14 protein-coding genes are annotated in these 13,159 nt (G+C 62.6%); 11 read left to right on the forward strand and 3 right to left on the reverse strand.

Features of this window, described 5'->3' with window-relative positions; genetic code table 11:
* Nucleotides 1-20: 20 nt before the first annotated feature.
* Complete coding sequence (locus J1N02_RS19245; protein WP_027604621.1) at nt 21-1,895, reverse strand: putative bifunctional diguanylate cyclase/phosphodiesterase; 1,875 nt, start codon at nt 1,893-1,895, stop codon at nt 21-23.
* 219 nt (nt 1,896-2,114) lie between these two features.
* Between J1N02_RS19245 and J1N02_RS19250 the strand changes: the two genes are divergently transcribed.
* From J1N02_RS19250 to J1N02_RS19260, 3 genes are read left to right on the forward strand one after another with little or no spacing between them, the layout of a single operon-like run.
* A complete protein-coding gene (locus J1N02_RS19250) occupies nt 2,115-3,431 on the forward strand; it encodes an HD domain-containing phosphohydrolase (protein WP_092356312.1) in 1,317 nt (438 codons plus the stop codon).
* Between the two features lie 32 nt (nt 3,432-3,463).
* Nucleotides 3,464-3,877: an NUDIX hydrolase gene (locus J1N02_RS19255; RefSeq protein WP_027604619.1), complete on the forward strand. Its 414-nt coding sequence runs from the start codon at nt 3,464-3,466 to the stop codon at nt 3,875-3,877.
* Nucleotides 3,878-3,882: 5 nt separating this feature from the next.
* Entirely contained in the window at nt 3,883-4,389 is a 507-nt protein-coding gene (locus tag J1N02_RS19260) for a GNAT family N-acetyltransferase (RefSeq protein ID WP_027604618.1), read from the forward strand.
* Nucleotides 4,390-4,413: 24 nt separating this feature from the next.
* On the opposite strand, the gene metR is transcribed toward J1N02_RS19260, so the two are convergent.
* The gene (metR, locus tag J1N02_RS19265) at nt 4,414-5,331 is read right to left on the reverse strand and encodes a transcriptional regulator MetR (protein WP_027604617.1); all 918 of its coding nucleotides are present in this window, start codon (nt 5,329-5,331) and stop codon (nt 4,414-4,416) included.
* Nucleotides 5,332-5,513: 182 nt separating this feature from the next.
* Between metR and J1N02_RS19270 the strand changes: the two genes are divergently transcribed.
* From J1N02_RS19270 to J1N02_RS19290, 5 genes are all read left to right on the forward strand, one after another.
* A complete protein-coding gene (locus J1N02_RS19270; RefSeq protein ID WP_027604616.1) occupies nt 5,514-6,533 on the forward strand; it encodes an alpha/beta fold hydrolase in 1,020 nt (339 codons plus the stop codon).
* 55 nt (nt 6,534-6,588) lie between these two features.
* Nucleotides 6,589-7,242, forward strand: coding sequence for a DsbA family oxidoreductase (locus tag J1N02_RS19275; RefSeq protein ID WP_027604615.1), 654 nt, complete (start codon nt 6,589-6,591; stop codon nt 7,240-7,242).
* 188 nt (nt 7,243-7,430) lie between these two features.
* The gene (locus tag J1N02_RS19280; protein WP_027604614.1) at nt 7,431-8,351 is read left to right on the forward strand and encodes an arginase; all 921 of its coding nucleotides are present in this window, start codon (nt 7,431-7,433) and stop codon (nt 8,349-8,351) included.
* Nucleotides 8,348-8,728 (forward strand): transporter, encoded by a 381-nt coding sequence (locus J1N02_RS19285; protein ID WP_027604613.1) that lies wholly within the window; start codon nt 8,348-8,350, stop codon nt 8,726-8,728. The genes J1N02_RS19280 and J1N02_RS19285 overlap by 4 nt, the downstream gene beginning before the upstream one ends.
* The gene (locus tag J1N02_RS19290) at nt 8,725-9,129 is read left to right on the forward strand and encodes an EamA family transporter (RefSeq protein ID WP_027604612.1); all 405 of its coding nucleotides are present in this window, start codon (nt 8,725-8,727) and stop codon (nt 9,127-9,129) included. Before J1N02_RS19285 ends, J1N02_RS19290 begins: the two co-directional genes overlap by 4 nt.
* 51 nt (nt 9,130-9,180) lie before the next feature.
* Here the strand turns inward: J1N02_RS19290 and J1N02_RS19295 are convergent, their stop codons facing one another.
* Nucleotides 9,181-9,951, reverse strand: a complete 771-nt coding sequence (locus J1N02_RS19295) for a MipA/OmpV family protein (RefSeq protein ID WP_098480312.1) — start codon at nt 9,949-9,951, stop codon at nt 9,181-9,183.
* 226 nt (nt 9,952-10,177) lie between these two features.
* Here J1N02_RS19295 and J1N02_RS19300 point away from each other — a divergent pair, with 226 nt between their 5' ends.
* From J1N02_RS19300 to J1N02_RS19310, 3 genes are all read left to right on the forward strand, one after another.
* On the forward strand, nt 10,178-10,882 hold the full coding sequence (locus J1N02_RS19300; protein ID WP_027604610.1) for an MtnX-like HAD-IB family phosphatase: 705 nt from the start codon (nt 10,178-10,180) through the stop codon (nt 10,880-10,882).
* Entirely contained in the window at nt 10,875-12,269 is a 1,395-nt protein-coding gene (locus J1N02_RS19305) for an aspartate aminotransferase family protein (RefSeq protein WP_027604609.1), read from the forward strand. The genes J1N02_RS19300 and J1N02_RS19305 overlap by 8 nt, the downstream gene beginning before the upstream one ends.
* Nucleotides 12,266-13,159 (forward strand): alpha/beta hydrolase (locus tag J1N02_RS19310; protein ID WP_421147592.1); only part of this gene is annotated, 894 nt, incomplete at its 3' end. The genes J1N02_RS19305 and J1N02_RS19310, both read left to right, overlap by 4 nt.

The following is a 13,159-nucleotide window of genomic DNA, read 5'->3' on the forward strand; positions in this document are numbered from 1 at the left end:
CACTCCTTGCAGGCATAGGGCTATTGGTCGGGCATCAGTGTGGGGCTGCCCACCTGCAGCAACTGGGCGAAATCCTTCGCAGGCACGGCCTTGCTGAACAGAAAGCCCTGGCCTTCTTCACAGTGCTGGGCTCTCAGGAAGTTCAGCTGTTCGAGGGTCTCCACCCCTTCGGCGATGATGTTCAGCTCCAGGCTCTTGCCCATGCCGATGATAGCGCTGATCAGCTGCGCGTCCTGGCTATTTTCGTGCAGCCCGCGCACGAATGATTGGTCGATCTTCAGCACATCGATGGGAAAGCGTCGCAGGTAGCTGAGGCTGGAGTAGCCGGTGCCGAAATCATCCAGGGCCAGGCGCACGCCCATGGCCTTGATCCGGTTCAGGATATCGACCGTCTCGTCGACGTTCTGCATCAGCACGCTTTCGGTGATTTCCAGCTCCAGCTGGTTGGGCGGCAGGCCGGTCTGCTTGAGGATGGCGGCCAGGTTGTCGACAAACTCCCGCTGGCGGAAGTCGATGGCCGAGATGTTCACCGAGATGCGCAGCGGCGCCAGGCCCATGGTGCGCCAGGCCTGTGCCTGTTCGCAGGCGTGGCGCAGCACCCACTGGGTCAAGGGCACGATCAGCCCGCTGTCTTCGGCCACCGGAATGAAGTCGGCCGGGTGGACCCAGCCCGAGCGCGGTTGAAACCAGCGGATCAGCGCCTCTGCGCCGAGGATCCGCCCGGTTTCCAGGTCCAGCTTGGGCTGGTAGTGCAGCGCAAACTCATCGTGCTCCAGGGCCTGGCGGATCGCGCTTTCCAGGTTCTGCTGGTGCCGGGCGCGCAGGTTCATGTCTTCGGTGTAGAAACTCAGGTCGTCGGGGCCACGCTCCTTGGTGGTGTGCATGGCGGTTTCGGCGTGCTTGATCAGTTCCACCGCAGTGCTGCTGTCGTTCGGGTAGATGCTGATTCCGAGGCTGGCGGTAACGCTCAGGTCGTGCCCCGCGACATGCCGGGTAACGCTGATGGCCTGGAGCACCTTCTGGGCGATATGCTGGGTTTGCTGGGGATGCTGGACATCATTGAGCAGGATCACAAACTCGTCCGAACCATAGCGAAACACCGAGTCCGACTCACGCACGGCCGCCACCAGGCTTTGGCTGACCTGCTGAAGCACCTCATCCCCCACCGGATAACCCAGGGCGTTGTTGATGCGCTTGAAGCGGTCGAGGCCGATAAACATCACCGCCAGTTGCGTGTCATGGCGCCGGCCCAGGGCAATGGCCTGGGTCAGGCGGTCGCCCAGCAGCGTGCTGTTGGGCAGCTCCGTGAGCGCGTCGTATTGCAGCAGGTGCGAGACTTTCAGCAACTCCTGCACGCGTTCCTCAATCGTGCGTTCGAGCCCGATCACCTTGAGGGCGGCATCCTGGGCGAGCTGCCATTTCCACGTAAGGGCGCTGGCCATCTGGCGGATTTCCAGGTGGTCGAAGGGCTTCTTCAGGATCAGCAACTGGTCGTTGTACTTCAATCGCGCCTCGATCGCTTCAAAGGAATAGTCGGAATAGGCGGTGCACAGGGCGATCTGCAGGTTGGGATCGACGTTCCACAACTGCTCGATGGTTTGCAGGCCGTCCCAGCCGGGCGGCATGCGCATGTCGATGAACGCCATGGCGTAGGGGGCGTTGGTTGCCAGGGCCCGATTCACCAGCTCCAGGGCTTCCTGGCCCTGATAGGCGGAATCCAGGATAAACGCCTGGCGAGGGACGGTGGGGGTGCCGAACAGGGTTTGCTCAAGGGTATCCAGGGAGGGCTCGGCGTCGGCGTCGGCGCAGAGGATCTTGCGAAAGTCCAGGTGGATGGACGTGACATCATCGACGATCAGGATGCGACGGTTGGCCCGCCCTGCGTTCGGGTTCATAGTGCGCGCCTTATCTGCAAACGGTTCGACGGCATAACCATTCCTTCCTTGGTTCCATGGCTGAGCGGGGCGCAGACCTGCCGTGACAGTGTAGTCGAGGTCCCTTGAATTCGGCGGCCAGTTGGCGTCAAATCAACTCCGCGCCTTAAGCGAGGGAAGATGGCTTGGCACACGGTTTCAAATCAGCTCAATTCAGTTCAATGTGAAGGCGCAGCAGGCATGGATGAACAACTTGCGACGAAACCCACTATTTTGCTGGTCGACGATGAAGAGTCGATTCTCAACAGCTTGCGTCGCCTGTTGCGCGGCCAACCCTTTGATGTCGTGCTCGCGGGCAGCGGCGCCCAGGCCCTGGAGATCATGGCCGCCCAGCCCATCGACCTGGTGATGAGCGATGCGCGCATGCCCGGCATGGACGGCGCGCAGCTGCTGGCCGAGGTTCATCGCCTTTATCCCGCCACCAGTCGCATCCTGCTCACCGGCTACGCCGACCTGCCGACGATCATCAAGGCGATCAACGAAGGGGCGATTCACCGCTATATCGGCAAACCCTGGAACGACGACGAACTGAAGCTGATCCTGCAGCAGGCCCTGGAATTTCAGCGGCTGGAACGCCTGGCCCATCAGCAGAACGACCAGCTCAAGCTGTTGAACGCGACCCTGGAAAAGCGCGTGGCAGCACGCACCAGTGAGTTGCAACAGACCGCCGACATGCTCGACCTGGCCTACGACGAGCTCAAGCGCAGCTACGTGACCGGCACCGAAGTGTTTTCGTTGCTGGCCAACCTGCGCCTGCCCAAGAACAAACAGACCAACCGTGCACTGATCGAACTGGTGCGGGTGTACTGCACCGCCCAGTCCATAGACGAAGCCAGCGCCCGCGACATGGCCATGGCCGCCGCGCTGTACAACATCGGCAAGCTGAGCTGGAGCGACAGCATGTTGATCGAGCCCGCCGACAAGCTGCACAGCACCGATCGCGAGCGCTACCGTGGCTATCCGGCCCAGAGCGAATCACTGCTGATGACCCTGGAGCCGATGAAGGATGCGGCGCGGATCATCCGTCATCACCAGGAACGCTGGGACGGCAGTGGTTTTCCCGACCACCTCAAGGGCGATGCGATTCCGTTCGGTTCACGCCTGCTGAAACTGGCGGTGGACTTCATCGAGTTGCAGAAAGGCCTGATCCTTGAGCGGCACCTGAACAGCGATGAAGCGCTGTTGTATATCCGCAAGTATGCCGGGCGCCTCTACGATCCGGACCTGGTCGAGGACTTCATCCTGGCGTGCGCTGCGTTTCTCAGTGACGTGACCCTGGGCGATCCGACCGTCAAGGTGCTCACCACCCGTGAGCTGGAAGACGGCATGGTCCTGGCGCGTAACCTCAACGCCGATAACGGCATGTTGCTGCTCAATGCCGGCAAGGTGCTGAACCTGCCGCTGGTGGACAAGCTGATTGCGTTCGAGGCGATGGAAGGCGCCAAGTACAGCGTGTTCATCAAGGAGCCGGACGAGAGCGAAGGGGTGCTCCATTAATTTTCATTGTTTGAGTTCAAGGTTTTCAGTTCATGCCTAGCACTATCCGTATCGCCGCTGCCCTGCTGATCGGCAGCGACGGCCACACCTTGCTGGTGCGCAAGCGCGGCACCCAGGCCTTTATGCAACCCGGTGGCAAGATCGACGCCGGTGAGCAGCCCGTCGAGGCGCTGGCCCGCGAGCTGTACGAAGAGCTGAACCTGCGCATCGAGCCCGGCGACGCGGTCTACCTGGGTCACTTCTCGGCCCCCGCGGCCAACGAACCGGGGTTTACCGTGGACGCTGAATTGTTCCAGGTGCAGATCGATGTTCCGGTCAGCCCGGCCGCTGAAATCGAAGAGGTGCGCTGGATCGACCCGGCCGGTGATGGCGGCCTGGTGCTGGCGCCCTTGACCCGTGACCTGATCCTGCCGTTTTACCGCGCGTCACTGACCACGCCGGCCTGACGCGAATGAGCGTGCGTGCGCTGGGGGCCAGCGATGCCGAGGCTTATCGGGCGTTGATGCTGGAAGCTTACGGCGCCTATCCCCAGGCGTTCACTTCCAGTGTGGCCGAGCGTGGGGCGATGCCGTTGAGCTGGTGGGAAAAACGCCTGGAGAGTCCGCTGGATCGTTTGCTCGGCGCGTACGTCGGGGATGAGCTGGCCGGCATCGTCGGCCTGGCCTTCGAGCCTCGGGAGAAGGCGCGGCACAAAGTGACCCTGTTCGGCATGTACGTGACCCAGGCGCACCAGCACAAAGGCCTGGGCCGGCGATTGGTCGAGGCCGCGCTGGATGAAGCGCGCCAACATCCGCGCCTGAAAGTGATCCAACTGACCGTCACCGCCGGCAACGATGCAGCGTTTGCGCTGTACCGCCGCTGCGGGTTTATCCAGTACGGCCTGGAACCGTTGGCGGTGCGGGTGGGTGTGGACTACTTCGATAAAATCTACATGTGGCGCGAACTCAACTCTGGCTGAGAGCCAATGTGGGAGGGTGTTGTTTCAGCGCACCGCGCTCACGCCGTCCAGCGTTGAAAACGACGTGTCCTTGGCCGTCAGCAAAAAATCGCGCATATACGGTGCATCCAGCATATCCGCACGAATCCCCGCATACAGCGTCGCAAACAAGCCTTTCTCGCCCAGGCGCTTGGCCTTCACGTAGCCGCGCGAGCTGTATTCATGCAGGGCCCAATGGGGCATGCCGCACACGCCGCGACCGCTGGCGACCAGTTGCATCATCATCACCGTCAGTTCCGAAGTGCGCACCTGGGCCGGTTCCACGTCGGCCGGTTCCAGGAAGCGGGTGAAGATGTCCAGGCGGTCACGCTCCACCGGGTAGGTGATCAGGGTTTCGCTCAGCAGGTCTTCGGGCACGATGTACGCCTTGTTCGCCAGCGCGTGCTGGTTGGCCACGGCGAGCATGGCTTCGTAGGTGAACAGCGGTACATAGGTGATGCCCGGCAGCTCCAGCGGGTCGGACGTCACCACCAGGTCCAGGTCGCCACGGGCCAGGGCCGGCAGCGGCGCGAACGCAAAGCCCGAGGCCAGGTCCAGCTCGACTTCCGGCCAGGCATCGCGGAACTGGTCGATGGTCGGCATCAACCACTGGAAACAACTGTGGCACTCGATCGCCATGTGCAGGCGTCCGGCGGTGCCCCCGGCCAGGCGCGCGATATCGCGCTCGGCACCACGCAGCAGGGGCAGGGTGGCGTCGGCCAGTTGCAGCAGGCGCAGGCCGGCGCTGGTGAAGCGCACGGGTTTGGTCTTGCGCACGAACAGCGGCATGCCCAGGCGCTCTTCCAGCTCCTTGAACTGGTGGGACAGCGCCGATTGCGTCAGGTGCAGGCGCTCGGCGGCCTCCACCAGGCTGTCGGCCTCGCGCAAGGCGTGCAGGGTCTTGAGGTGACGGATCTCGAGCACGGGCTCTCCATGAAGACAATTTGTGACGAAGCGGGATAGCGTGAGTTTGTCTCATGTTGCAAGCTGTGTCGACCACGACCGCCGGGCACTCTTCATCAAACTGTCATGGAACTGTGGCAGCGCCCTTGAACAAACTTCATCAGACTCGCGCTCTACTGGGGTTCTGCGTTTCGGTGTTTTTCATGCGCGTGTTGCTTTTACTGGCCGCTCTGCTGTTCGGCCTGCCGTCTTTTGCGGCGTCTCGATGTGATGTCAATGTCCCGACCCAAACGGTCGACCTGGCCCAGGTGAGCATCGCCTACCAGAGTATCGGCCGTGCGTCCGACCCGGCCTTGCTGCTGGTGATGGGCCTGGGCGGGCAACTGATCCACTGGCCCGACGAAGTCGTCGTTGCCCTGTGCCAGCAGGGTTTCCGGGTGATCCGCTATGACAACCGCGATGTCGGCCTCTCCACCTGGCGCCAGGCGCCGGCGAGCGCCAACCTGACCTTTGAAGTGCTGCGCTACAAGCTCGGCCTGCCGGTATCGGCGCCGTACACGCTGACGGATATGGCCGATGACGCCCTGGGCCTGATGGACGCCTTGCAGATCCAACAGTTCCACGTACTGGGCGCAAGCATGGGCGGTATGATCGCCCAGCACCTGGCGGCGATGGCGCCGCAGCGCGTGGAAAGCCTGACCCTGGTCATGACCAGCTCCGGCGCCGAAGGCTTGCCGGCCCCGAATGCGGCGCTGGTGCAGTTATTGTCGCGACGCAGTGCGCCGAATCGTGAAGTGGCGCTGGAGCAGCAGGCGGATTTGCTCGCGGCGCTGGGCAGCCCGACGGTGAAGGACGATCGCCAGGTGTTGCTGCACCAGGCGGCGCTGTCCTATGACCGCGCCTTCAACCCGGACGGCGTGAAGCGCCAGATCATGGCGATCCTCGCCGAACCCAGCCGTGTGCCGCTGCTCAACCAACTGCGCGTGCCGACACTGGTGGTCCACGGCACCGCCGACCCTTTGCTGCCGGTGATGCACGGCGTGCACCTGGCGGCGCATATCCAGGGCAGCCAGTTGAAGTTGATTCCCGGCATGGCCCATCGTTTCCAGGAAGCGTTCAAGGTGCCGCTGCTGACGGCGGTGCTGCCGTACCTGCAGGCTCATCGTGAAGATGCCGCGCATTGGGCGCAGATCGATCCGGTCGGGCCTTCGAAGCTGCTGTGACATTGGTGTATCGTGCACCCTTTACGGCGTATTGAAGCCTGCGAGGTTGCCTGTCATGAGTACTCCCCTGAAAATCGATTTCGTCAGCGACGTGTCCTGCCCCTGGTGCATCATCGGCCTGCGCGGCCTGACCGAAGCCCTCGACCAGCTTGGCAGCGAGGTGCAGGCCGAGATCCATTTCCAGCCGTTCGAACTGAACCCGAACATGCCCGCCGAAGGGCAAAATATCGTCGAGCATATCACCGAGAAATACGGCTCCAGCGCCGAAGAGTCCCAGGCCAATCGTGCGCGTATCCGCGACATGGGCGCCGAGCTGGGCTTTGCCTTCCGCACCGACGGCCAGAGCCGTATCTACAACACCTTCGACGCACACCGCCTGCTGCATTGGGCCGGGCTCGAGGGCTTGCAGTACAACCTCAAGGAGGCGTTGTTCAAGGCCTACTTCAGCGATGGCCAGGACCCTTCCGATCACGCCACCCTGGCGATCATCGCCGAAAGCGTCGGCCTGGATATAAAGCGCGCCGCCGAGATTCTCGCCAGCGATGAATACGCCGCCGAAGTCCGCGAGCAAGAGCAGTTGTGGACCTCCCGTGGGGTGACGTCGGTGCCGACCATCGTGTTCAACGACCAGTACGCCGTCAGCGGTGGCCAGCCGGCGGAAGCCTTTGTGGGGGCGATTCGCCAGATCATCAGCGAAGCTAAAAACTAAAATCGAACACTGATCCAAATGTGGGAGGGGGCTTGCCCCCGATAGCGGTGGCACATCCAACATCTTTGTTGACTGACACTCTGCTATCGGGAGCAAGCCCCCTCTCACATTTGTTTCTCACTGTCCTTGAGGTAAACGCTGGCCCGCCCCTTGCATCGCCCCCCTAAAGCCATAGGGGAAACATGACCTTGAATATTCTCGACCTCGACCACAGCCTCACCGGTCAGGCACCGATTGCCCGGCGTCTGGCCAGTGGCCGTGCCACGCGTATCGACCTGCTGGACCTGGGCCCGAAGCTGCGCCTGTGGTCCACCGAAAAAACCTGGAAGCGCTTCGCCGAGCGCCTGGCCCGGCGGCCCCGGCCCACGGATGCGCGCCCGGAAATCCTGTTCGTCGGCTCCGGCGATTATCACCACCTGACGCCGGCGTTTCTGGCCGACCTGAAAGAACCCATCAGCCTGATCCACTTCGACAACCACCCAGACTGGGTGCGCTTTGCGCCCAAGCGTCACTGTGGCTCGTGGGTCAACCGCGCATTGAACATGCCGGCGATCAAACGCATCGTCACCCTCGGCCCGTGCAGCGATGACCTGCATAACCCGCAACTGCGTGGCGGCAACCTCGGAGCCCTCAAGCGCGGGCGCCTGCAACTGTTCCCCTGGCAGCACCCGCCGTCGAAAGTCTGGGGCCGGGTCGGCGATGGCGCCGGCCACCAGCAGCAGGAAAACCACCTGCACTGGCGCAACCTGGCGGAGCTGGACTGGCCGGCGTTTCTCGAGCAGATGATCGGCAGCCTGCCCACCGAAGCGATCTGGATCACCATCGACAAAGACGTGCTCGCCAGTGAAGACGCCGCCACCAACTGGGACCAGGGCGGCATGCGCCTGACCCACTTGCTGCAAGCCCTGCGGGCGTTGGCGGCGCGCAAGCGCATCATCGGCATCGACGTGTGCGGCGAGTTCGCCACGCCGGCGTTCAGCAACGCGTTCAAGCGTTGGGAAGCCAAGTCCGACCAGCCGCCCGCGGAGCGCTGGAGCCCGGAGGATCTGCAGCGCAACGCCGCCACCAATGAAGCCCTGATCGACCTGTTTGAGGAGCTGTTCCCGTGACCTTGACTGTGGTGTTGCTCGTGGCCTTTTCCATCGTGCTCGATGTGATCGGTCAACTGTGTTTCAAGCTCGGCCTGGACCGTTTGCCGGAGCTGGAGGGCGGCTTTCGCCTGAATGCGTTCTGGGGCCAGGTGTTCAATGCGCCGTTGCTGTGGGCGGGGATCGCGGCCTATGTGATCGAGTTTTTCGTGTGGCTCGAAGCGCTGTCCCGTGCGCCGTTGAGCCTGTTGTTCCCGGCGGCGGCCCTGGCCTATTGCGGTGTGGTGCTGGCCGGCAAGGTGGTACTGGGCGAAACCGTCAGCCGCCGCCGTTGGCTGGGCACGCTGGTGATTACCTTGGGTGTGATGCTGGTAGCGATTGCTGGGAGTCAGGCATGAGTACGCAAACGATGCATACCGGTTGGTTGCATGGGCGCCTCGGCACGGTGGTGCTGTGGGCCTTGCTGATCTGCACCGAGAGTGCCGGGCAGCTGTTTACCAAGGTTGCAGGGGACCAGCTGGGGCAGATGGATTTCAACTGGCAGTGGTTGTCCGAGGTGGCGCGCAACCCGGGAATCCTGGCGGCGATTGCCTGCTACATCGGCGCGTTTTTCGTGTGGATGCTGATCCTGCGGCGCAGCAGCCTGTCCCTGGCGTTTCCCCTGAGTTCACTGGTGTTTGTGGTGGTGTTGCTCGGTTCGTGGCTGGGGCTGGGGGAACATATCAGCCCGCTGCATTGGGTGGGCGTTGCGGTGATTATCGGCGGAATCGCGCTGTTGGCCGAGGGCGAGGAAAACTGAAACACGGACCCATGTGGGAGGGGGCTTGCTCCCACATGTTGTCCGAAGTGATCAATCGAACCTGTAGCTGATCGCCGTCTGCACCTGGCCCTGGTTCACGTCGCCCGTCTCCTTGACGATGCTGCTGTTGGCCGCCGAGCCCACCAGGTGGATCCAGCTGGCGCTGGTCAGCAGCGACCAGTGGGAGGCCAGGGGGAACTCGAAGCTCTGGGTCAGCGTGAGGTTCTGGAATCCGCCGCTGGCGTTGTAGGGGCGAATGCCGGAGCCCGCGGATTCATTGGCGTCTACCCCGAAATAGGTCTGAGTCTGGCGCGCATCGGCGAAATTCGCCGCCAGGCCGCTGCTGCCGATAATCCCGCCTCCCAGTGGGTAGCCCAGCTCGCCGCCGACCTTGCCCAGCGCGCCGCTCTGCGAGTGCCCGCCGCCCACGGCCTGGCCCATCCGGGCGTACACGCGCCAGAAGTCGGCCGGCGCGTATTGGATGAAACCGCCCACTTCCGCCATGTCCGACACATTGCGCAGGCCTTGCAGCTCGCCGTTGGAAGTACGCCCCTGCAGGTAGTTGATGTAGGGGCCGGCGGTAAAACCGTTGGTGTTCAGGGCGCTCCAGGTCAGGCCGTCATCGGTGCTCAGGCTGACAGGGCCCCAGTCCAGGTCCAGGTAGGGCACGGGGCGGGTTTCGTAGCGGCTGCCGGTGGGGTCGTGGGGTTGATAACTGAGGCCCGCGCCGACTTCACCGGTGATCGGGGATGCCAGGGCGGGGTCGGCAATGCCCCACAGCCCCAGTAAACCGGCGAATACAGCGCAAGTGAGTTTGAGCATGGAGCAGGTTCCTTATGTGGACATGCGCGCATGAACGCGCGAAGGGCATCCCTTGCGCAAGCACTCATCTTGTTTGTAGCGAGCTACAAAAATTGTAGCTTGCACGACACATATCTCCACCGCTAACGCCAGAACCCCCAGCCCGGCTGGGCTTCAGCCAGTTGGCACACTCCCTGCTCTACCCCTTGGGCAAGCGCACACAGCGCGCTCCTCAAGGTAAACGCAGATGATCCACTGGCATATCGTGTGTGACTTCGACGGGACCATTACCCCCACCGATGTCATCGACAACGTCCTCCAACGCTTCGCCGGCCCCGAGTGGGAAACCATCGAACAGGAATGGCTGGATGGGCATATCGGTTCCCGCGAATGCCTGAGCCGTCAACTGGCGCTGATCAAGGCCACCCCAAGTGAACTGCTGGCGTATTTCGACAGTGTCGAGATCGACCCGGATTTTCCCGACTTCGTCGATCACGTGCTCGGCCTGGGCGCTTCCCTCGAAGTGGTCAGCGACGGCATCGAACAGGGGATTGCGCGGATCCTGTCGCGCAACTACGTGACCTTGCTGCCGATCCTTGCCAACCGCCTGCGCCAGGTCGACCAGAACAGCTGGCGCATCGACTTCCCGTATGCCAGCGATGCCTGCCGCGCCGCGTCCGGCAACTGCAAGTGCAAATCCACCCCGCGCAACAAGCGCGTGCTGGTGATCGGCGACGGCAAGTCGGACATGTGCGTGGCCTCCACCGCCGACTTCGTGTTCGCCAAAGGCAGCCTCGCCCAGTACTGCGCAGCCAACAACATCCCTCACGCGCGCTTCGACACCTTCGCCGAAGTGCCTGCGTTGCTGGCCCGCCTGCCTCAGGGCATCGCTGCCAACGCCACCACCTTCAATACCTCTTCTGACAATCAGGAACTCTTCCACCATGTCTGATATCCGCATCGCTACCGCCGAAGACCAGATCCTTCTGGATAAAGAAGCCAAGTATTGCTCCTACGGCGACACCGTTCACTACATCGAGCCACCGCGTATTTTCAGCCGTTGCGAAGGCTCCTACGTGTGGGACACCGAAGACCAGGCCTACCTCGACCTGCAAATGTGGTACTCGGCCGTCAACTTCGGCTACGCCAACCCGCGCCTGAACAACGCGCTGAAACAGCAGATCGACACCCTGCCGCAAATCGCCAGCCAGTACCTGCACAAAGGCAAGATCGAGCTGTCGGAAATGATCGCGGTGGACGCCAAGAAGAAATTCGGCCTCGACGGTCGCGTGCACTTCAACGTCGGCGGCTCGCAGTCGATCGAAGACTCCCTGAAAGTGGTGCGTAACGCCACCAACGGCAAAAGCCTGATGTTCGCCTTCGAAGGCGGCTATCACGGCCGGACCCTCGGCGCCTCGTCGATCACCTCCAGCTACCGCTACCGTCGCCGCTACGGCCACTTCGGCGAGCGTGCGCAGTTCATCCCGTTCCCGTACCACTTCCGCGGGCCTAAAGGCATGACCAAGGAAGAGTACGGCAGCCACTGCGTGCAGCAATTCGCACGCCTGTTCGAGACCGAATACAACGGCGTGTGGGACCCGAAAGTCGGCCAGAGTGAATACGCCGCGTTCTACGTCGAGCCGATCCAGGGCACCGGCGGCTACGTGATCCCGCCGATGAACTTCTATCGCGAACTCAAGCATGTGTTGGATCAGCACGGCATCCTGATGGTGTCCGACGAAATCCAGATGGGCTTCTACCGCACCGGCAAACTCTGGTCCATCGAACACTTTGACGTCCAACCGGACGTGATCGTCTTCGGCAAGGCGCTGACCAACGGCCTCAACCCACTGGGCGGTATCTGGGCCCGTGAAGAGTTGATCAACCCGAAGATCTTCCCGCCAGGTTCGACCCACTCCACGTTCGCCTCCAACCCATTGGGCACGGCGGTGGGCCTGGAAATGTTCAAGATGACCAACGAAGTCGACTACGGCGCGATGGTCATGGCCAAGGGCAAATTCTTCCTCGAAGGCCTGCAGGACCTGCAGAAACGTTTCCCGATCATCGGCGACGTCGACGGCCTGGGCCTGGCCCTGCGCTGCGAAATCTGCGGCCCGGACGGCTTCACGCCGGACAAGGCGACCCTGGACTACATGGTCGAAGAAGGCATGAAAGGCGACATGGTCGTCGATGGCCGCAAACTCGGCCTGATCCTCGACGTGGGCGGCTACTACAAAAACGTGATCACCCTGGCACCGTCCCTGGAAATCAGCTACCCGGAAATCGAACTGGGCCTGAAGCTGCTCGAGCAACTGCTGGTACGGGCGACCCAACGGTGAGCGCCGCCGGGATCGACCTCGGTGAAGGCAGCGCCGGTTTCGTTCTCGGTGAAGGTCCGGTCGGGATCCTGTTGATCCACGGCCTGACCGGCACCCCGACGGAATTGCGTCAGGTCGCCAAGGGCCTGGCCAAGGCGGGTAACTGCACGGTGTACGTGCCCACCCTGGCCGGGCACTGCGGTGACAACAGCGACCTGCAGGCCACCGGCTGGCTGGACTGGTACGAAGGCGTGCGCAAGACCTTCGTACAGGTCAGGCAACGCCACGAGCAGGTGTTTGTCGGTGGCTTGTCCATGGGCGCGGTGATGTCGATGTACGTGGCTGCCGAGCACCCTGGGCAAGTTGCCGGGCTGTTGATGTATTCCACCACCCTCAAGTACGACGGCTGGAGCATCAACAAGCTGGCGTTCCTCACGCCGTTGCTGATGAAAATTCCGTTCGGCGTGCACATCTGCCGCTTCGAAGAGAAGCCGCCCTACGGCATCAAGAACGAACGCCTGCGGGCAATCGTCGAGCGGCAGATGAAGGAAGGGCAGAGCAGCGAAGCCGGTTTGCTGACCATGGAAGGCATCACGGTGCGCGAATTGCACCGCATGAACGCCGTGGTCAGGAAACGCATGCCCAAGGTCAAGGTGCCGGCCCTGGTGCTGCACTCCCTCGAGGACGACATCACCAGCCGCTGGAACGCCGATTACGTGGAGCGTCACCTGGGCGGCCCGGTGACCAAGATCCTGCTGGACAACTGCTACCACATGATCACCGTCGACCTGCAATACCGCCGGGTCATCGAGTTGAGTGCCGACTTTGTCGAACGGCACACCGCGTTTGTGGACGCCGGCTTACTGGGTGGTGAGCGGGCTTGCTGTGGTGAGCGGGCTTGCCCGCTCACC

The organism is Pseudomonas sp. NFX5, from assembly GCF_049132125.1.
Classification (GTDB): domain Bacteria; phylum Pseudomonadota; class Gammaproteobacteria; order Pseudomonadales; family Pseudomonadaceae; genus Aquipseudomonas; species Aquipseudomonas marginalis.

Excerpts from the sequence above, each read along its gene's own strand:
- J1N02_RS19245 (WP_027604621.1), bottom strand. The coding sequence starts at position 1,895 with ATGAACCCGAACGCAGGGCGGGCCAACCGTCGCATCCTGATCGTCGAT.
- J1N02_RS19250 (WP_092356312.1), top strand. The coding sequence starts at position 2,115 with ATGGATGAACAACTTGCGACGAAACCCACTATTTTGCTGGTCGACGAT.
- J1N02_RS19255 (WP_027604619.1), top strand. The coding sequence starts at position 3,464 with ATGCCTAGCACTATCCGTATCGCCGCTGCCCTGCTGATCGGCAGCGAC.
- J1N02_RS19260 (WP_027604618.1), top strand. The coding sequence starts at position 3,883 with ATGAGCGTGCGTGCGCTGGGGGCCAGCGATGCCGAGGCTTATCGGGCG.
- J1N02_RS19270 (WP_027604616.1), top strand. The coding sequence starts at position 5,514 with ATGCGCGTGTTGCTTTTACTGGCCGCTCTGCTGTTCGGCCTGCCGTCT.
- J1N02_RS19275 (WP_027604615.1), top strand. The coding sequence starts at position 6,589 with ATGAGTACTCCCCTGAAAATCGATTTCGTCAGCGACGTGTCCTGCCCC.
- J1N02_RS19290 (WP_027604612.1), top strand. The coding sequence starts at position 8,725 with ATGAGTACGCAAACGATGCATACCGGTTGGTTGCATGGGCGCCTCGGC.
- J1N02_RS19295 (WP_098480312.1), bottom strand. The coding sequence starts at position 9,951 with ATGCTCAAACTCACTTGCGCTGTATTCGCCGGTTTACTGGGGCTGTGG.
- J1N02_RS19300 (WP_027604610.1), top strand. The coding sequence starts at position 10,178 with ATGATCCACTGGCATATCGTGTGTGACTTCGACGGGACCATTACCCCC.
- J1N02_RS19305 (WP_027604609.1), top strand. The coding sequence starts at position 10,875 with ATGTCTGATATCCGCATCGCTACCGCCGAAGACCAGATCCTTCTGGAT.